The following is a 17,798-nucleotide window of genomic DNA, read 5'->3' as shown; positions in this document are numbered from 1 at the left end:
ATCGATCGATGCGTGCAATGCTGATCAAGACGCTCGGTGCGGCCTGCCTTCTGGCCGCCGCGCTGGCGTTGCCGGTGCCCGGCGCCGCCCAGACCGAGGGGGGGCTCAGCCCCACCCTCGCCAACATCAAGGCCACCCGCTCGGTGCGGCTCGGCTATCGCGAGAGTTCGCCGCCGCTGTCCTTTCTCGACCATGCCAACCGCCCGATCGGTTACAGCCTCGAGATCTGCGAGGCGATCGTCGAGGAGATCGCGGCCGCGATCGACGAGACCGACCTGAAGATCGACTATGTCAAGGTGACGTCGGACAATCGCATTCCGGCCTTGCTGCAGAAGCAGATCGATTTCGAATGCGGTTCGACCACGGCGAATGCCGAGCGCGGCAAGCAGGTGGCGTTCTCGCCGATGATCTATGTCTCCGGCACCAAGCTGATGGTGCCGAAGGCATCGGCGATCAACGCGCCGAAGGACCTCGCAGGCAAGACTGTGGTGGTGACCAGGGGCACCACCAACGAGCAGGCGATGCATCTGGTGGATGCCAAGTTCAATCTCGGCCTGAAGTTCCTGGTCGGCGACGACCATGAACAGTCCTATCAGATGCTGGTGGACGGCAAGGCGGACGCCTTCGCCACCGACGACATCCTGCTCTACGGCCTGATCGCGCGCCACAAGTCGCAGGACAGGTTCCGCGTCGCCGGCGATTACCTGTCCTACGATCCCTACGGCATCATGTTCCGCAAGGGCGAGCCGCAGGTCGCAGATCTCGTCGAGCAGGCGATGCGCAAGCTCGCGACCAACCAGGACCTGCTGCCGCTCTATAAGAAGTGGTTCGTCGCTCGCCTGCCGACCGGAGAGAAGCTCGACGTGCCGATCTCGGCCCAGCTCGAGGACAGCTTTCGCGCCCTCGACGGATCAGCCGGCGGCGCCCGATAGCGCACGCCGTCTGCCCTTGCCCGGCGGCAGCTGCGGGCGTTGCGCGAGGTCGACGGCGATCTGGGCCACCAGCTCGACAGCGAGCGCGTCCGGCGAGGCCAGCCAGCTCGCGGAAAACGTCAGCGATGGAATGGAGATTTCGGTCGTCAGCATTTCCAGACGTCCTTCGGCGATCTCGTTCTCGACGATGGCGGTGGGTATGACGGCGATGCCGATTCCCTCGATCGCCATGTGGATCACGGTGGCAAGCGAGGCGCTGGCGTGCAGCCGCACCGATGGCAGGTCCGAACGGTTGAACAGCGAGCGGATCAGCTCGTAGGGCTGCGTCTTGCGCGGGAAGGTGATGATTGGATACTGCGCGAGGTCATGGGCGGTCATCACCTTGCCGCCGAGGCTCAGCGCCGGGCTCGCCACGAAGGCGTTGGGATATTCGCATAACACGCGGTTGCGCACCGTCGGGGCGGTGATCGGCCCCAGCAGGAACGCAAGATCGATTTCCTGGGCCAGCAGGCGGGCGCGCAGGTTGGGCGTGATGTCGACCTCGATCTCCAGCGAGAGGTGAGGGTAGGCGATGTTGACGTCCTTGATCAGCTGCGACAGCCAAGTGTGGACGATGGTTTCGGAAACGCCGAGGCGCAGCACGCCGCGCATCGCGGTGCGGTCGCGCACGGCAGCGAGCATTTCGGCGCGCAGGCCGATCAGCCGCTCGGCATAGAGCATCATCTGGCGACCGCTCGGCGTCGGCAGCACGGCGCGGTTGTCGCGCTGCAGCAGCTTGACGCCCATTTCCTCCTCGAGCTGGGCGATGCGCTGCGAGATCGCAGGCTGGGTGGTGTTGAGCTTGTGTGCCGCGCCGCGGAAGCTGCCCAGCGTGACCACCCAGACGAAGGTCTCGAGGTTCTTGAAGTCGACCATGCGTCGCGCCCGCCTGCCGATAGATAAGTTTCGTTTATCGATATCGATCCAAAAAGACGATTAGACATTATCGTAGGGCGGTGGTCCTTTGTCGAGAGGAACGATCCTTGCAACGATCGGGACGAATTCAGAATGGAAGCGCCGATGTCGACGACCCTGTCCGCCCCCAGCGACCATCCACTTGCCAGCCGGGAGGCCCGTCTCGCCTGCCGCACCGGCCAGATCACGGGGCCGACCGCCAACGTCGCTCTCGGCTATGTACAGGGTAACCTCGCCATCCTGCCGGAGCGGCTCGCCGCCGATTTCCTGCGCTTCTGCCAGCTCAATCCCAAGCCGTGCCCCATCGTCGGCATGTCCGAAGTCGGCGATCCTCGCATCCCGGCCCTCGGGCTCGACCTTGACATCCGCACCGACCTGCCGCGCTACCGGGTGTGGCGCGACGGCGAACTGGTGGAAGAGCCGACCGACATCATGGCGCACTGGCGCAAGGATCTCGTCGCTTTCGTCATCGGCTGCTCGTTCTCCTTCGAGGAAGCGTTGATGGCCGACGGCCTCGGCATCCGCCACATCGAGGAGCGCCGCAACGTGCCGATGTACCGCACCAATGTGCCCTGCGCGGCCGCCGGTCCGTTCTCCGGACCGATGGTGGTGTCGATGCGGCCGTTCAAGCCGAAGGATGCGATCCGCGCCATCCAGATCACCACGCGCTTTCCGTCCGTGCACGGCGCGCCGGTGCATTTCGGCGACCCCTCGCAGATCGGCATCGCGGACGTCGGCAAGCCGGACTATGGCGACGCAGTGACCATCCGTCCTGGCGAGGTGCCGGTGTTCTGGGCGTGCGGCGTCACGCCACAGTCGATCATTCTGCAGTCGCGTCCAGACTTCGCCATTACCCACGCGCCGGGGGCCATGCTGGTCACCGACCGCCGCAATACGGAATTCGCCATCCAGTAAAACAAGCGAATAGGCGCCGCTGCACGGCGTCCTCAACTTTCAGGAGTCTCTTCGATGAATCGTCGTGAGGTCTTGTTGTCCGGCGCCGCACTGTCCCTGCTCGGGACGCGCGCGTTCGCCCAGTCCGGCGGGGAGATCGCGATCGGCGCGATCTGGCCGTTCACCGGTGCCAGCGCCCAGGTCGGCACGGACGCCAAGCATGCGCTGGAAACCGCCGTCGACATCGTCAACAACGCCCATGACCTCGATCTTCCGACGGCGAAGAATGCCGGCCTCGCCGGGCTCGGCAACGCCAGGATCAAGCTGGTGTTCGCCGATCATCAGGGCGATCCGCAGAAAGCGCGTGCCGAGGCCGAGCGCCTGATCACCCAGGAGAAGGTCGTCGCCATCGCCGGCGCGTTCCACTCCTCGGCATCGTCGACCGCCAGCGTTGCCTGCGAGCGCTACAGCGTGCCCTATGTCGCCGCCGATTCCTCCTCGCCGAGCCTGCACACCCGGGGGCTGAAGTTCTTCTTCCGTCCCGCCGCCCATGACGAGATGTTCACCGCGGCGATGTTCGACTTCCTCGACGCCCAGAAAAAGGCCGGCAAGAAGGTCGAGACCATCGGCATCTTCTTCGAGGACACCATTTTCGGCACCGACTCCTCGAACGTCCAGCGCAAGCTCGCCGCGGAGCGCGGCTACAAGATCGTCGCCGACATCAAGTACAAGTCGAACTCGCCGTCGCTGACCGCCGAGGTCCAGCAGCTCAAGTCCGCCAATCCCGACGTGCTGATGCCGTCGAGCTACACCACCGACGCCATCCTGCTGGTCAAGACCATGGACGAGCTCGGCTACAAGCCGAAGAACATCCTCGCCCAGGCCGCGGGCTTTGCCGACAAGGCCTATTTCGACGCCGTCGCCGACAAGTCGGTCGGCCTGATCTCGCGGGCCAGCTTTTCGCTCGACATGGCGCAAAAGCGCCCTGCGATCTTCAAGGTCAACGAGATGTTCAAGGCCCGCGCCGGCCGCGACCTCAACGACAACACCTCGCGCCAGCTGATGGCGATCCTGGTGCTGGCGGACGCCATCGACCGGGCCAAGTCGACCGACGGCGAGAACATCCGCGCCGCGCTCGCGGCGACCGACATCCCGGGCGAGCGCACCATCATGCCATGGAAGCGCGTCAAGTTCGGCGCCGATGGCCAGAATGCCGACGCCGATCCGGTGCTGATCCAGTACATCGGCGGCAAGTTCGTCACGATCTTCCCGTCCGCGGTCGCGGTCGCGGAGCCGCTGTGGCCGATGAACGCCTGATCGTCCCACACAAGGAGGCGCCGGCCGAACGTTCGGCGCCTCCCGATTTCTGGCACGGTATTGTCCTCGTTGGCGCCCGCGCGCGCCGTCGGATTCCTTCATGATCAGTATGCAGGCACTCTTGCAGGTTCTTGCCAGCGGCCTTCTGATGGGGCTGATCTACGCCCTGATCGCCGTCGGACTATCGTTGATTTTCGGCCTGATGGACGTCGTGAACTTTGCCCATGGCGAGTTCCTGATGCTGGCGATGTACGCCACCTTCGGGCTGGTTTTCGCCACCACGCTCGATCCGGTGGTGCTGGCGCCGTTCGTGGTCGCCATCATGTTCGGCGTCGGGGTCTCGGCTTATGCCGGGGTGGTGCGCTTCGCCATGCGCGCCACCACCAACCAGGGCATGGTGCAGATCTTCGCGACCTTCGGCCTCGCCATCCTGATCCAGGGTGTCGCGCAGTACGTCTTCACGCCCGATTTCAAGAGCATTTCCCACACCTGGCTCGGCGGCAAGACGCTCAATGTCGGCGGCGTCTTCCTGCCATGGCCGCAGATCTATGGCGGACTGATCTCGCTGGCGACCTTCGGTGGCCTTTATCTGCTGATCACCCGTACCGATTTCGGCAAGGCGCTGGAAGCGACCCGCGAGGACCAGGGCGCGGTGGCGCTGGTCGGCATCGACCGCAACCGGGTGTTCGCGCTCGGCTGGGGGCTCGGCGCCGCGCTGGTCGGTCTCGCCGGCGCCGTGCTTGCGATCTTCTATTACATCCATCCCAATGTCGGCGGCACCTTCGCGCTGATCGCCTATGTCACGGTCGCGCTCGGCGGCTTCGGCAGCATCTTCGGCGCGCTGGTCGCCGGCGTGGTCGTCGGTCTGGTCGAGGCGCTGACGACGCTGATCCTGCCCCCGGCGCTCAAATCCGTCGGCATCTACACGCTGTATCTCGGCGTGCTGTTCATTCGGCCGAGTGGCCTGTTCGGGAGGCTGTGATGCGGGATGTCGTGACCAAACCTCCCGTGGACGGCCACATCAAGGCCCGGCGGCGGCAGCTGATCACTGCGCTCGTGGTGTTCGCCGCGCTCGCGCTGGTACCGAAGCTCGTCTCGGACGTCTATATGATGAACGTGCTGATCCTGACACTGCTGTTCGCGGCGCTGTCGCAGAGCTGGAACATTCTTGGCGGCTACTGCGGCCAGGTGTCCCTGGGGCATGCGCTGTATTTCGGCATCGGCGCCTATGCCACGAGCCTTCTGTTCGTGAAGTTTGGCATCATGCCGTGGATCGGGCTCGCCACCGGCGGGCTGCTTGCCGCGCTGGTGGCGCTGGTGCTCGGCTATCCGTGCTTCCGCCTCAAGGGCCATTACTTCTCGATCGCCACCATCGTCATCGCCGAGATCGGCCTGCTGCTGGTCCATAACTGGGACTATGCCGGCGCCGCCCTCGGCATTCAATGGCCGTTCGGCCGCGACAGCTGGTGGACGCTGCAGTTCGCCCGCGACAAGGCGCCGTATTTCTACTTCGTGCTCGGCCTGTTCGCGGTGGTGTGGCTCGTCACGTTCAACATCGTCGAATCGCGCTGGGGCTACTGGTGGCGTGCGGTAAAGGACAATCCGGAGGCTGCGGAAAGCCTCGGCGTCACCGTGTTTCATTCCAAGATGGCGGCGGCCGGCGTGTCGGCGTTCTTCACCGCAATCGGTGGTGGCTTCTATGCGGCCTTCGTATCCTACATCGATCCGGAGAGCGTGATGCAGTTCCGCTTCTCGCTGCTGATGGCCTTGCCGGCCGTGCTCGGCGGCGTCGGCTCGCTGTGGGGGCCGGCGGTCGGCGCGCTGATCCTGATCCCGCTCGCGGAGTTCACCCGCTCCTACATGGGCGGCACCGGATCGGGGCTCGATCTCGCCGTCTATGGCGCGCTGATCATGGTGGTGTCGCTGACCCGTCCGGAAGGCCTGCTCAGCATCTTCAACGAGTTCTCGCGGCGGAGGGCGGCATCATGACCGATACGCTGGTCTCCTGCACCGGGGTGACGCGCCGCTTCGGTGGTCTCGTCGCCAACGACGCCATCGACATGACCATCGCGCGCGGCGAAATCCTCGGCCTGATCGGGCCAAACGGCGCCGGCAAGTCGACGCTGTTCAACCTGATCGCGGGGGCATTCCCGCCGTCGTCGGGTACGATCACCTTCGAGGGGCGTGATGTCACGACGTTGCCGGCGACGGCACGTTGCGTCCGCGGCATCGCGCGGACCTATCAGGTGCCACGGTCGTTCGATTCCATGACGGTGGTCGAGAATGTCATCGTCGGTGCCTTCGTGCGCCATCCGCGTGCCGCACAGGCCCGCGCCAAGGCACTCGAGGTGCTGGACTATGTCGGGCTGGCCGCCCAGGCGGGCATCGCTGCGGCGGATCTCACGCCGCCACAGAAGCGCCGGCTCGAGGTTGCGCGCGCGCTCGCCACCGAGCCCAAGCTGCTGCTGCTCGACGAGGTGCTGACAGGCCTGACGCCGAGCGAATCCCGCGCCGGCGCCGAGCTGATCCGAGCGATCCGCGACAGCGGCGTCACCGTGGTGATGGTCGAGCATGTCATGGAGGTGGTGATGCCGCTTGTCGACCGTGCCGTGGTGCTCAACCTCGGCAAGGTACTGGCCGAGGGCGCACCGAAGGATGTCGTGCGCGACGAGAATGTCATAGCTGCCTACCTGGGAGATCGTCACCGTGCTGCTTGAGGTCTCCAATATCACCACGGCCTATCGCGGCCTGATCGCGATTTCCGAGATCTCGATCGCGGTCGATGCCAACGAGATCGTCACGGTCGCGGGCGCCAACGGCGCCGGTAAATCGACGCTGCTGAAGTCGATCGCCGGCATGGAGAAGGCACGCTCCGGCACCGTCAATTTCGCCGGCGAGCGCATCGATACCATTCCGGCGCACCAGATCACGGCGCGCGGGCTCGCCTATGTGCCGGAGAACAAGCGGCTGTTTCCACGCCTCAGCGTTGCCGACAACCTGCGGCTCGGCAGCTACCTGTTCCGCAACACGGCTGACCGCGATGCGCCGCTCGATTTCGTGTTCAAGCTGTTTCCGCGGCTGAAGGAGCGACTGGCCCAGCGCGCCGGCACGCTGTCCGGCGGCGAACAGCAAATGCTGGCGATCTCACGCGCCCTGATGACGCGGCCGCGGCTGCTGATGCTGGACGAGCCCTCGCAGGGCATCATGCCAAAGCTGGTCGACGAGATCTTCGAGGCGATCGGCAAGATCCGCAAGACCGGCGTGACCGTGCTGCTGGTGGAGCAGCGCCTGTCCGAGAGCCTCGATATTTCCGATCGTGCCTACGTGTTGCAGACCGGCCGCATCGTCATGAGCGGTCCCGCGGCGGAAGTCCGCGACAACCCCGAGGTCAGACGGGCCTATCTCGGAATGTAGGCGCGCCGCCCCGGGGCGGGCGTATTGAAAATTCAGACGACCGGCGCCTGCACAGCTGCGGGCGAACGGCTGGCCATTGCCGACTTTTGACGACGGAGACCACAATGTCACGCTGGAATTTCTGGATCGACCGTGGCGGCACCTTCACCGATGTGATCGGTCGCGATCCGCAGGGCGGCCTGCATGCACGCAAGCTATTGTCGGAGAATCCAGGCGTCTATCGCGACGCCGCCGTGGCGGGTATCCGCGCCCATCTCGGGCTCGGCGCCGGCGAGCCGATCCCCGCCGGGGTGATCGATGAGGTGCGAATGGGCACCACGGTCGCGACCAACGCGCTGCTGGAGCGCAAGGGCGACCGCACCGTGTTCGTCACCACCCGCGGCTTTCGCGATGTGCTGGAGCTCGGCTATCAGGACCGCCGGCACATCTTCGCCCGCAACATCCTCAAGCCGGATCAGCTTTACGAGCGCGTCATCGAAGTCGACGAGCGTGTGCGGGCGGACGGCACGGTCGAGCGCGCCATCGCGCTGCCGGCGGCGGTGGAGGCGATGAAGCAGGCCTATGCGGCCGGCATCCGCGCCATCGCCATCGCGCTGATCCATGGCTTCCGCTTCCCCGAACACGAGCGAGCGCTCGCGGCGGCCGCCGAGCGCATCGGTTTCACCCAGGTGTCGGCGAGCCATGCGGTGTCGCCATTGATCAAGCTGGTCGGTCGCGGCGACACCACGGTGGTCGACGCCTATCTGTCGCCGATCCTGCGCCGCTACGTGGCGCAGGTGTCGGAAGAACTCGACATCGCCCGCACCGGTGCGCGGCTGATGTTCATGATGTCGTCGGGCGGCCTGACCGCGGCGCAGATGTTCCAGGGACGCGACGCCATCCTGTCGGGTCCGGCGGGCGGCGTCGTCGGTCTGGCCAAGACCGGTGAATCGGCAGGCTTCCGCCGTGTCATCGGCTTCGACATGGGCGGCACCTCGACCGATGTCGCGCACTTCAACGGCGAGTACGAACGCGCCTTCGAGACGGAGGTCGCCGGCGTGCGGGTTCGCGCGCCGATGATGCTGATTCACACCGTGGCTGCGGGCGGCGGCTCGCTGCTGCAGTTCGACGGCGCCCGCTTTCGCGTCGGTCCGGAATCCGCCGGCGCCAATCCCGGGCCGGCGTGCTACCGCCGCGGCGGCCCGCTCGCGGTCACCGACGCCAATGTGATGACCGGCAAGCTGATCCCGGAATTCTTCCCGGCGATTTTCGGCCCGCGGCAGGACGCGCCGCTCGACGCCGACGTCGTGCGCGACAAGTTCGCGGCGATGGCGTCCGAGGTCGGTGGCGGCCAAAGCCCCGAGCAGGTCGCCGACGGCTTCATCCAGATCGCGGTTGCCAACATGGCCGAGGCGATCAAGAAGATTTCGGTGCAGCGTGGCTACGATATCACGGCCTATGCGCTGAACTGCTTCGGCGGTGCCGGCGGCCAGCATGCCTGCCTGGTCGCCGATGCCCTCGGCATGACCAAGGTGCTGATCCATCCGATGTCCGGTCTGCTGTCGGCCTACGGCATGGGCCTCGCCGACATCCGCGCGACGCGGGTGCGGGCGCTCGACCAGCCGCTGGAAGCGGCCGGCGATGCGCTTGTGACGCTCGGCGGCGAACTCGGCGAACTCGGAACGGCGGAACTGACCAGCCAGGGCGTGCCGCTCGGGGACATCACCGTCAATGTCAGCGCTCACATCCGCTATGCGGGCACCGACACGACGCTGGAGATTCCCGCCTTCAGCCGTCGTGATGGCCGCGTGGTCGCGGACCGCCGGGCGAGCCTGCGCGACGACTTCCTGGTCGCCCATCGCCGCCGCTTCGGCTTCGTCGACGACAGCAAGCCGCTGGTGGTCGAGGCGGTGAGCGTCGAAGCTGTGGGCGGTGCGGCGGCCTTCGGCGAGCCGGAAGCCGCGGTGATCGAGGCTACGATCCCGCCGGGCGTGCGCACGACCCAGATGTTCAGCGGCGGCCGCTGGCACGGCGCCGTGGTCTACCGGCGCGAGGGGCTGGTCGCAGGGCACCGCATGCCGGGACCGGCGATCATCGTCGAGCCCAACCAGACCATCGTGGTGGAGGACGGCTGGGAGGCGCGCCTGACGGCGCGCGATCATCTCGTGCTGTCGCGCGTCAAGGCGATGCCGTCGCGCGCCGCGGTCGGCACCGCCGCCGACCCGGTGATGCTGGAGATCTTCAACAACCTGTTCATGTCGATCGCCGAGCAGATGGGCGTGACGCTGCAGAACACCGCCTATTCGGTCAACATCAAGGAGCGGCTGGATTTCTCCTGCGCGATCTTCGATGCCACCGGCGCGCTGGTCGCCAATGCGCCGCACATGCCGGTGCATCTGGGATCGATGGACAAGTCGGTCGAGACGGTGCTGACCCAGAACGCCGATATCCGCCCCGGCGATGTCTTCGCCATCAACGCGCCCTATAACGGCGGCACCCATCTGCCCGACATCACGGTGTGCACGCCGGTGTTCGACGATGCGGACGAGCGGATCATCTTCTGGATCGCGAGCCGGGGCCATCATGCCGACATCGGCGGCATCGCGCCAGGATCGATGTCGCCTCTCGCCACCACCATCGAGGAAGAAGGCGTCTACATCGACAACTTCAAGCTGGTCGATCGCGGCGTGTTCCGTGAGACGGCGCTCATCGAGCTGCTGACCACGGCACGCTATCCGGTGCGCAACGTCGTACAGAACGTCAACGATCTCAAGGCGCAGATCGCCGCTAACGAGAAGGGCGTCGCCGAGCTGAAGAAGATGATCGGCTATTTCGGCATGGACGTGGTGCGCGCCTATATGGGGCACGTCCAGGACAACGCCGAGGAGAGCGTGCGGCGGGTGCTCGATCGTCTCGCCGACGGCGTTTTCCGCTACGAGATCGACCAGGGCTCGGTGATCGAGGTCAAGATCACCGTGGACAAGCGGACGCGCGAGGCGACGGTGGATTTCACCGGCACCAGCGCGCAGCGGCCCGACAATTTCAATGCGCCGGCCCCGGTCACCCGCGCGGCGGTGCTCTACGTCTTCCGCGTCATGGTCGACGACGACATCCCCATGAACGCCGGTTGCCTGCGTCCGATCCGGCTGATCGTGCCGGAGGGATCGATGCTGGCGCCGCGCTATCCGGCGGCGGTGGTCGCCGGCAATGTCGAGGTCAGCCAGGCGGTTACGAACTGTCTGTTCGGGGCGCTCGGGGCGCTGGGCTCGGCGCAGGGCACCATGAACAACCTGACGTTCGGCAACGATCGCTACCAGTACTATGAGACCATCTGTTCGGGCGCGCCCGCAGGTCCGGATTTCGACGGCGCTTCCGGCGTCCACACGCACATGACCAACTCGCGGCTCACCGATCCTGAAATTCTCGAAACGCGTTTTCCGGTGGTGCTGGAGGAGTTCACCATCCGGCGCGGCTCGGGCGGCAAGGGACGGCACAAGGCGGGTGACGGCACGCGTCGCACCATCCGCTTCCTCGAAGCCATGGAGTGCGCGATCCTGTCGGGCCACCGCCGCGTCAGGCCGTTCGGCGTCGACGGTGGCGAGCCGGGCGCCCTCGGCGAGAACCTCGTGCGGCGGGCGGACCGGATCGAGACGCTTGCGGGGTGCGCCAGCACCGTGCTGCAGGCGGGCGAGGCCATCACCATCGTGACGCCGACCGGCGGAGGCTTCGGTTCTGCGACGTGAGTCGCGTCGCGCGCAAGTTCGAAATTTCACCACAGGACAGCGTCGCATCGCCATGGCGGATGTAACAATCCGTCACGGCGCGTCGCGCCCGCAAGCGAAGGAGGAACGCATGACAGTTTATAGCGGTCCGGTATTCGACATGGCGGTCAATCAGTTCGGGGTGATCGCTGATCACCTGTCGATCCCGCTCGACGAGCGCGATCGGCTGCTGATGCCCAAGCGCGCGGTGACGATTTCCTGTCCGATCCACCGCGATGATGGTACCACCGCGGTGTTCGAGGGCTATCGGGTGCAGCATCACCTGACGCTCGGTCCCACCAAGGGCGGCACGCGCTTCGCCGCGAGCGTCGATCTCGGCGAGGTCGCGGCGCTGGCGATCTGGATGAGCTGGAAATGCGCGCTGGTCGGGCTGCCTTACGGCGGCGCCAAGGGCGGCATCGGCGTCGATCCCTCGACGCTGTCGAAGCATGAGCTCGAGGCGCTGTCGCGCCGCTACATGCAGGAGATGATTCCATTCGTCGGCCCGCATACCGACGTGATGGCGCCGGACATGGGGACCAACGAGCAGGTGATGGCCTGGTTCATGGACACCTACTCGATGTACCAGGGCCGCACCGTGACGGAGATCGTTACTGGCAAGCCGGTCAGCGCCGGCGGCACGCTCGGCCGCCGCGAGGCGACAGGGCGCGGCGTTGCCTACCTGACGCGGCGGGTGATGCAGGATCTGCAGATCCGCGTCAGCGGCGCGACGGCAGTGGTGCAGGGCTTTGGCAACGTTGGCTCGGTGGCGGCGCTGGAGCTGCACAACATGGGTGTCAAGGTCATCGCAGTCAGCGATCACACCGGCGCACTTCATCGTCCGGAAGGTCTCGATATCCCGGGGCTCGTCGATCACGCCGCGGCGCGCGGCAGTCTTGCCGGCTACGCCGCGGAGCTGGCGTTCGACCCGCGTGAGATCCTGACCTTGCCGTGCGATGTCGTTGTGCCGGCGGCGCTGGAGCGGGTGATCGATGCCGATATTGCCGCGCGGCTGCGCTGCCGCGTCGTCGCCGAAGGCGCCAATGGCCCGACCACGCCGGAAGCGGATCTCGTGCTGGAGCAGCGCCAGGACGAGATCTTCCTGATCCCGGACATCCTCTGCAATTCCGGCGGCGTGGTGGTCAGCTACTTCGAGTGGGTGCAGGATCTCCAGCAGCTGTTCTGGGAAGAGGAGGAGGTGACGCGGCGCGAATACCAGATCCTCGACCGCGCCTTCGACCGCATGGTGGCGCGCGCGCGGCGTGACAAGGTGTTCAACCGCACCGCCGCCATGGCCATCGGGGTGGAGCGGGTGCGCGGCGCCAAGACCACGCGGGGCCTGTTTCCATAGGCACAGCGCTCAGGGGCGCAGCGCCGCGACGATCGCATCGAGGCCGTCGGTCAGGGCGGCGGGGCCGGGCTGCAGGATCAGCGCCGATTTGATCTCGACGATGCGGCCGTTTTGCACGGCGGGGATATCCTGCCAGCCAGGCCGCTGGCGAATGCGCTCGGGCACGACCTTCTTGCCGCACCACGAGGCGAGGATGACGTCCGGTGCCGCCGCGATCACGCGCTCGGAGGTGACGATGCGCTCGCGCGCCCCCGCGGCGCGCGCAAGCTCCGGAAAGACGTCGTCGCCTCCGGCGATGGCGATCAGCTCGGAGACCCAGCCGATGCCGCTGATCATCGGCTCGTCCCATTCCTCGAAATAGACCTTTGGGCGCATCGCCTGTCGCGCGGCAGCGGCCGCGACCGTGTCCAGCCGGCGGGCGAGGTCGTCGGCGAGCGCCCGTGCCCGGTCGGCGGCGTCGACCAGCGCGCCCACCGTCCGGATCATCGCCAGGATGCCGGCGATATCACGCTGGTTGAAGGCATGGACGGCGATGCCCGCGCGGACCAGGCTGGCGACGATGTCGGCTTGCAGGTCCGAAAAGGTCAGCACGAGGTCCGGCGACAGGGCGGTGATTTTGGGCAGGTCCGCCGAGATGAAGGCGGATACCCGGGGCTTCTCCCTGCGCACCTGCGGCGGACGAACGGCATAGCCGGACACGCCGACGATGCGGTCCTGCTCGCCCAGCAGATACAGCGTTTCGACCGTTTCCTCGGTCAGGCAGACAATGCGGCGGGGCGGGAATTGTCCCATGGATCTCCAGGACTGTGGCATGGCGGCCGGCGCCGGACGATGATGTCCTGATTAAGTCATTCATATTAATATGAAAATGACAGGCCTGCGGCAAAAATTCGCCATGGGATTCTGCCTTGTTTGGTTCTAAAATAGGGCGCAATAGAGGGGCTGAAAGTCGCCACCGTCCGGTGGTGCCGCCTGCGAGCCGGAGACATCCGGCGGTCGGGCGCGGATCGAGTCTGAATTACCGTCATGTTGTTGCTTGTCGCCGCCATCGGGTGTGCCGCGTGGATCTATCTGGTCGGGTTCCACGGCGGCTTCTGGATCACGTCCCGCTACAACGATCTCGCGGCTCCGCCGGTCCGGCAGAGCTGGCCGGACGTCGTGGCGGTGATTCCGGCTCGGGATGAGGCCGAAAGCATCGGCCGCTCCATCCGCTCGCTGCTGGGTCAGCCCTATGGCGGACGCCTGTCGGCCGTGCTGGTGGACGACCAGAGCAGCGACGGTACCGCGGCGCTGGCCACCGCCGCAGCCGCCGAGATCGGCGCGGCGGACCGTCTCACGGTCATTTCCGGCCGCACGCCGCCGGCAGGCTGGACCGGCAAGCTGTGGGCCCTCAAGCAGGGCCTCAGCCGGGTCGAGGAGCGCGAGGTCGCGCCGACCTACGTGCTGCTCACCGATGCCGACATCGTCTACTCCGGCGACGTCGTGGCGCGCCTCGTGGCGCGTGCCGAGGCCGGCAATCTGGCGATGGCCTCGATCATGGCGCGGCTGCGCTGCGTCAGCTTCGCCGAGCGCTTTCTGATTCCCGCCTTCATCTTCTTCTTCCAGATGCTCTACCCGTTCTCGTGGGTGGCGCGCGAGGATCGCACGACCGCGGCGGCCGCCGGAGGATGCCTGCTGGCGCGCTGGACCGCGCTGTACGAGGCAGGCGGCATCGATGCCATTCGCGGCTCGCTGATCGACGACTGTGCCACGGGCGCGCTGCTCAAGACGTACGGTCCGGTGTGGCTCGGCTTCTCGCCCGACGTGGTCAGCGTGCGCGCCTCCAAGACGTTTGAGGACGTCGGCAGCATGATCTCGCGTTCAGCCTATGCGCAGTTGCGATATTCGCCGCTGCTGCTCGCAGGCACCGTCCTTGCGATGACCGTGGTGTATCTCGCGCCCGTGTATCTTGCGCTGGCCGGCCATGGCGACGTGCGCTGGCTGGCGCTGGCGTCGTGGGCCCTGATGGCGTTCGCGTTCCAGCCGACGCTGCGGTATTATCAGCGCTCGCCATTCTGGGGGCTCGCCCTTCCCGCCATCGCGCTCGTCTATCTGCTGTACACGATCATGTCCGCCTATCAATTCTACCGCGGGCGCGGCGGCATGTGGAAAGGCCGCGCCCAGGCCAACCTGTCCGGGTTCCGATGACTGCTGCTTCCGACCTGCGTTCCGGCAAGACCCATCGCGACGAGAATTTTCCCGTCGCGTCGTGGATCATTCATCCGCGCCATCGTGCGCTGATCCTGGCGTTCTATAATTTCGTCCGCATCGCCGACGACATCTCCGATCACGCCGAGCTGCAGCCGCAGCAAAAGCTCGATCTTCTCGACCAGCTCGAGGACGGCCTGTTCGGCCGCCGCGACGACCAGCCGGAAGCGACGACGCTGCGTCTGGCGCTGACCGAACGCTCGATGGCGCCCAAGCACGCCCAGGACCTGCTGAACGCGTTCCGGCTCGATATCACCAAGCTGCGCTACGAGAACTGGGACGAGCTGATCCACTACTGCTCGCTGTCGGCGATGCCGGTCGGCCGCTTCATGCTCGACGTTCATGGCGAGGATCGTTCGACCTGGGTGGCATCGGATGCGATCTGCGCAGCGCTGCAGATCAACAATCATCTGCAGGATTGTGGCAAGGACTACCGCGGCCTCAACCGTGTCTATCTGCCGCGCGAGACGCTGGAGGCCTGCGGCGCCAGTGTCGAGCAGCTGGCGCTGGATCGCGCGCCCGCGCCACTGCTGGCCTGCATCCACAAGCTGGCCGAACGCACCGAGACACTGCTGCGCGACGGCCGCCATCTCGGCGCCGAAGTGCGCGACCTGCGGCTCAGCCTCGAAATCTCGGTGATCCAGACCTATGCCGAGAAGATCGTGCGACTGCTGCAGCAGCGCGATCCGCTTAGCGAGCGCGTGCATCTGTCGAAGCTGCAGTTCGCGACCTACAGCCTTGCCGCTCTGGTCACGGGGTTCATCCGCCATGGCAGCGGCCGCGCCGCGGTGTCGCGAACGGCATCGGGGGCATGACGGCTGACATGACGACTGCACCCGCCACCGCCGAGGCACAAGCGTCCGGCAGCTCGTTCTACGCCGCCATGCGGATCCTGCCGCCGGCGCAGCGTGATGCGATGTTCCAGATCTACAGCTTCTGCCGTCATGTCGACGACGTCGCCGATTCCGAGGCGCCGCGCGAGGACAAGCTTGCCGCGCTGGCGCAGTGGCGGCGCGACATCGATGCGCTCTATGCCGGCCATCCACCGGCGAGCGTTGCCGCCTACGCCTCCGCGGTGAAGACGTTCGGGCTGAAACGCGAGGATTTCCTCGCCGTCATCGACGGCATGGAGATGGACGTTCCCGCCGATATCCGCGCTCCCGACGCGGCGACGCTCGATCTCTACTGCGACCGCGTCGCGAGCGCGGTCGGCCGCCTGTCGGTCAAGGTGTTCGGCATTCCCTCGCCCGATGGCGAAGCGCTGGCGCACCATCTCGGCCGCGCGCTGCAGTTGTCCAACATCCTGCGCGACATCGACGAGGACGCCGCCATCGGCCGCCTGTATCTGCCGCGCGAGGCGCTCGCCGCCGCCGGCATCACGTCGACCGATCCGAAAGTCGTTGCCGCCGATCCGGCGGTGCCGCGGGCCTGCGTGCCGCTGGTCGCCCAGGCGCAGGACCATTTCGTCAAGGCCGACGCCATCATGGCGCGCCATCCGCACCGTGCCGTCAAGGCGCCGCGGATCATGTCGAAGTACTATCACGCCATTCTCGATCGGCTGATCGCGCGTGGCTTTGCTCCGCCGCGCGCGCCCGTCCGGCTCAGCAAGGCAGCCAAGGTTTTCATTCTTCTCCGGTACGCATTCATCTGATGGCCAAGACTGTTCACATCATCGGCGCCGGAATCTCCGGCCTTTCCGCCGGCGTGCGCCTCGCCAATGCCGGCCACGTGGTGCATGTCCACGAGGCGACGCAGCAGCTCGGCGGCCGCTGCCGCACCTATTTCGATGGCGCCACCGGGCTGATGATCGACAACGGCAATCATCTGCTGTTGTCGGGCAACCGCCATGCGCTGGCCTATGCGCGCACCATCGGCTCCGAGAACGGGCTGGCGGGGCCGCGGCAGGCCGAGTTCTCGTTCGTGGACTTCAAGGCCGACAAACAGTGGCTGTTACGCCTCAATGACGGTCGCATTCCGTTCTGGGTGTTCGATGCGGCGAGCCGCGTGCCCGACACCAGCCCCCGCGACTACTTCGCGCTCGCGCCGCTGACCTGGGCCGGCACCGACAAGCGTGTCGGCGACGCCATCACCTGCAAGGGCACGCTCTACGACCGCCTGGTGCAGCCGCTGCTGCTCGCTGCCCTCAACATCGATCCGCCGCATGGCTCGGCGGGGCTTGCGGGCGCGATCGTGCGCGAGACCTTGCTGGCCGGCGGCCAGGCCTGCCGGCCGCTGGTCGCGCGCGAGGGCCTCAGTTCGGTGCTGATCGATCCCGCGGTGAGCTTCATCCGGGCCCGCAGCGGCAGCGTGGCGATCGGCCACGAGCTGCGCGAGGTCGTCCGCACCGGCCAGCGCGTTGAGGCGCTCAAGTTCGGCGACGACGAGATCCGGCTCGCAGAGGGCGATGCGGTGGTGCTGGCGGTTCCGCCGCGTTCGGCTACGGCCCTGCTGCCGGGCCTGAGCGCCCCGACCCGGTTCCGGGCTATCGTCAACGCGCATTTCCGCTATGCGTCCCCCGGGCATCTGCCGCTCTTCATGGGCATTGTCGGTGGCCTCGTGGAATGGCTGTTCGCCTTCCCTGAGCGGCTGTCCGTGACCATCAGCGATGGTGACCGGCTGGTCGATACCCCGCGTGAGGAGCTCGCCAGGGCGATCTGGGCGGATATCTGCCGGGCGTCCGGGATTCAGGCCGAAATGCCGGCCTGGCAGATCGTGCGGGAGCGCCGGGCGACGTTCGAGGCCACGCCCGAACAGCATGCCCTTCGTCCGGGAACGGTCACGTCCTGGACAAACCTGTTCCTTGCCGGGGACTGGACTGATACAGGTCTGCCGGCAACCATCGAGGGGTCGGTGCGGTCCGGAGACCGCGCCGCCGATCACGTGCTGCGGATGCCGTAGACGTTTTTCCCGGGGGAGTGCGGAGTTCCGTTCCGGCGAGGTTTCCCCGAC

15 protein-coding genes are annotated in these 17,798 nt (G+C 66.5%); 13 read left to right on the top strand and 2 right to left on the bottom strand.

Annotated features, from left to right (window positions below; genetic code table 11):
- The first annotated feature begins 8 nt into the window (after positions 1 to 8).
- Positions 9 to 932 carry an amino acid ABC transporter substrate-binding protein gene (locus JQ639_RS17160; protein WP_211967314.1) on the top strand — a complete coding sequence of 308 codons (924 nt, stop codon included), beginning with the start codon at positions 9 to 11 and terminating at the stop codon, positions 930 to 932.
- Here JQ639_RS17160 and JQ639_RS17155 read toward each other — a convergent pair.
- Entirely contained in the window at positions 912 to 1,847 is a 936-nt protein-coding gene (locus tag JQ639_RS17155) for a LysR family transcriptional regulator (RefSeq protein WP_211967313.1), read from the bottom strand. The genes JQ639_RS17160 and JQ639_RS17155 overlap by 21 nt on opposite strands.
- Before the next feature lie 144 nt (positions 1,848 to 1,991).
- Here JQ639_RS17155 and JQ639_RS17150 point away from each other — a divergent pair, with 144 nt between their 5' ends.
- The 8 genes from JQ639_RS17150 (at position 1,992) to JQ639_RS17115 (ending at position 12,602) form a co-directional block, all read left to right on the top strand.
- Complete coding sequence (locus tag JQ639_RS17150; RefSeq protein ID WP_211967312.1) at positions 1,992 to 2,801, top strand: putative hydro-lyase; 810 nt, start codon at positions 1,992 to 1,994, stop codon at positions 2,799 to 2,801.
- Positions 2,802 to 2,855: 54 nt separating this feature from the next.
- A complete protein-coding gene (locus JQ639_RS17145; protein ID WP_211967311.1) occupies positions 2,856 to 4,097 on the top strand; it encodes an ABC transporter substrate-binding protein in 1,242 nt (413 codons plus the stop codon).
- A 103-nt stretch (positions 4,098 to 4,200) separates the two neighbouring features.
- A complete protein-coding gene (locus JQ639_RS17140; RefSeq protein ID WP_211967922.1) occupies positions 4,201 to 5,079 on the top strand; it encodes a branched-chain amino acid ABC transporter permease in 879 nt (292 codons plus the stop codon).
- On the top strand, positions 5,079 to 6,086 hold the full coding sequence (locus JQ639_RS17135; RefSeq protein WP_211967310.1) for a branched-chain amino acid ABC transporter permease: 1,008 nt from the start codon (positions 5,079 to 5,081) through the stop codon (positions 6,084 to 6,086). The genes JQ639_RS17140 and JQ639_RS17135 overlap by 1 nt, the downstream gene beginning before the upstream one ends.
- Positions 6,083 to 6,814, top strand: coding sequence for an ABC transporter ATP-binding protein (locus JQ639_RS17130; RefSeq protein WP_211967309.1), 732 nt, complete (start codon positions 6,083 to 6,085; stop codon positions 6,812 to 6,814). The genes JQ639_RS17135 and JQ639_RS17130 overlap by 4 nt, the downstream gene beginning before the upstream one ends.
- On the top strand, positions 6,804 to 7,511 hold the full coding sequence (locus JQ639_RS17125; RefSeq protein ID WP_371745102.1) for an ABC transporter ATP-binding protein: 708 nt from the start codon (positions 6,804 to 6,806) through the stop codon (positions 7,509 to 7,511). Before JQ639_RS17130 ends, JQ639_RS17125 begins: the two co-directional genes overlap by 11 nt.
- A 104-nt stretch (positions 7,512 to 7,615) precedes the next feature.
- Positions 7,616 to 11,233 carry a hydantoinase B/oxoprolinase family protein gene (locus JQ639_RS17120; RefSeq protein WP_211967308.1) on the top strand — a complete coding sequence of 1,206 codons (3,618 nt, stop codon included), beginning with the start codon at positions 7,616 to 7,618 and terminating at the stop codon, positions 11,231 to 11,233.
- 109 nt (positions 11,234 to 11,342) lie between these two features.
- Positions 11,343 to 12,602: a Glu/Leu/Phe/Val family dehydrogenase gene (locus JQ639_RS17115; protein ID WP_211967307.1), complete on the top strand. Its 1,260-nt coding sequence runs from the start codon at positions 11,343 to 11,345 to the stop codon at positions 12,600 to 12,602.
- A 9-nt stretch (positions 12,603 to 12,611) separates the two neighbouring features.
- Here the strand turns inward: JQ639_RS17115 and JQ639_RS17110 are convergent, their stop codons facing one another.
- The gene (locus tag JQ639_RS17110; RefSeq protein ID WP_211967306.1) at positions 12,612 to 13,394 is read right to left on the bottom strand and encodes a cobalamin-binding protein; all 783 of its coding nucleotides are present in this window, start codon (positions 13,392 to 13,394) and stop codon (positions 12,612 to 12,614) included.
- 234 nt (positions 13,395 to 13,628) lie between these two features.
- Here JQ639_RS17110 and JQ639_RS17105 point away from each other — a divergent pair, with 234 nt between their 5' ends.
- The 4 genes from JQ639_RS17105 to hpnE are packed head-to-tail and all read left to right on the top strand — an operon-like array spanning position 13,629 to position 17,747.
- On the top strand, positions 13,629 to 14,789 hold the full coding sequence (locus tag JQ639_RS17105; RefSeq protein WP_211967305.1) for a glycosyltransferase: 1,161 nt from the start codon (positions 13,629 to 13,631) through the stop codon (positions 14,787 to 14,789).
- Positions 14,786 to 15,664 (top strand): squalene synthase HpnC, encoded by an 879-nt coding sequence (gene hpnC / locus JQ639_RS17100; RefSeq protein ID WP_211967304.1) that lies wholly within the window; start codon positions 14,786 to 14,788, stop codon positions 15,662 to 15,664. The genes JQ639_RS17105 and hpnC overlap by 4 nt, the downstream gene beginning before the upstream one ends.
- Complete coding sequence (gene hpnD / locus JQ639_RS17095; RefSeq protein ID WP_211967303.1) at positions 15,661 to 16,500, top strand: presqualene diphosphate synthase HpnD; 840 nt, start codon at positions 15,661 to 15,663, stop codon at positions 16,498 to 16,500. Before hpnC ends, hpnD begins: the two co-directional genes overlap by 4 nt.
- Positions 16,500 to 17,747 carry a hydroxysqualene dehydroxylase HpnE gene (gene hpnE, locus JQ639_RS17090; protein ID WP_211967302.1) on the top strand — a complete coding sequence of 416 codons (1,248 nt, stop codon included), beginning with the start codon at positions 16,500 to 16,502 and terminating at the stop codon, positions 17,745 to 17,747. Before hpnD ends, hpnE begins: the two co-directional genes overlap by 1 nt.
- The last annotated feature ends 51 nt before the right edge of the window (positions 17,748 to 17,798 follow it).

The organism is Bradyrhizobium sp. U87765 SZCCT0048, assembly GCF_018131225.1.
In the GTDB taxonomy this organism is placed as follows: Bacteria; Pseudomonadota; Alphaproteobacteria; order Rhizobiales; family Xanthobacteraceae; genus Bradyrhizobium_A.
This window is presented reverse-complemented; position numbering and strand designations above follow the sequence as displayed.

Coding starts and splice junctions, on each gene's coding strand:
- JQ639_RS17160 (WP_211967314.1), top strand. CDS start 9: ATGCGTGCAATGCTGATCAAGACGCTCGGTGCGGCCTGCCTTCTGGCC.
- JQ639_RS17155 (WP_211967313.1), bottom strand. CDS start 1,847: ATGGTCGACTTCAAGAACCTCGAGACCTTCGTCTGGGTGGTCACGCTG.
- JQ639_RS17150 (WP_211967312.1), top strand. CDS start 1,992: ATGTCGACGACCCTGTCCGCCCCCAGCGACCATCCACTTGCCAGCCGG.
- JQ639_RS17145 (WP_211967311.1), top strand. CDS start 2,856: ATGAATCGTCGTGAGGTCTTGTTGTCCGGCGCCGCACTGTCCCTGCTC.
- JQ639_RS17135 (WP_211967310.1), top strand. CDS start 5,079: ATGCGGGATGTCGTGACCAAACCTCCCGTGGACGGCCACATCAAGGCC.
- JQ639_RS17130 (WP_211967309.1), top strand. CDS start 6,083: ATGACCGATACGCTGGTCTCCTGCACCGGGGTGACGCGCCGCTTCGGT.
- JQ639_RS17120 (WP_211967308.1), top strand. CDS start 7,616: ATGTCACGCTGGAATTTCTGGATCGACCGTGGCGGCACCTTCACCGAT.
- JQ639_RS17115 (WP_211967307.1), top strand. CDS start 11,343: ATGACAGTTTATAGCGGTCCGGTATTCGACATGGCGGTCAATCAGTTC.
- JQ639_RS17110 (WP_211967306.1), bottom strand. CDS start 13,394: ATGGGACAATTCCCGCCCCGCCGCATTGTCTGCCTGACCGAGGAAACG.
- JQ639_RS17105 (WP_211967305.1), top strand. CDS start 13,629: ATGTTGTTGCTTGTCGCCGCCATCGGGTGTGCCGCGTGGATCTATCTG.
- hpnC (WP_211967304.1), top strand. CDS start 14,786: ATGACTGCTGCTTCCGACCTGCGTTCCGGCAAGACCCATCGCGACGAG.
- hpnD (WP_211967303.1), top strand. CDS start 15,661: ATGACGGCTGACATGACGACTGCACCCGCCACCGCCGAGGCACAAGCG.
- hpnE (WP_211967302.1), top strand. CDS start 16,500: ATGGCCAAGACTGTTCACATCATCGGCGCCGGAATCTCCGGCCTTTCC.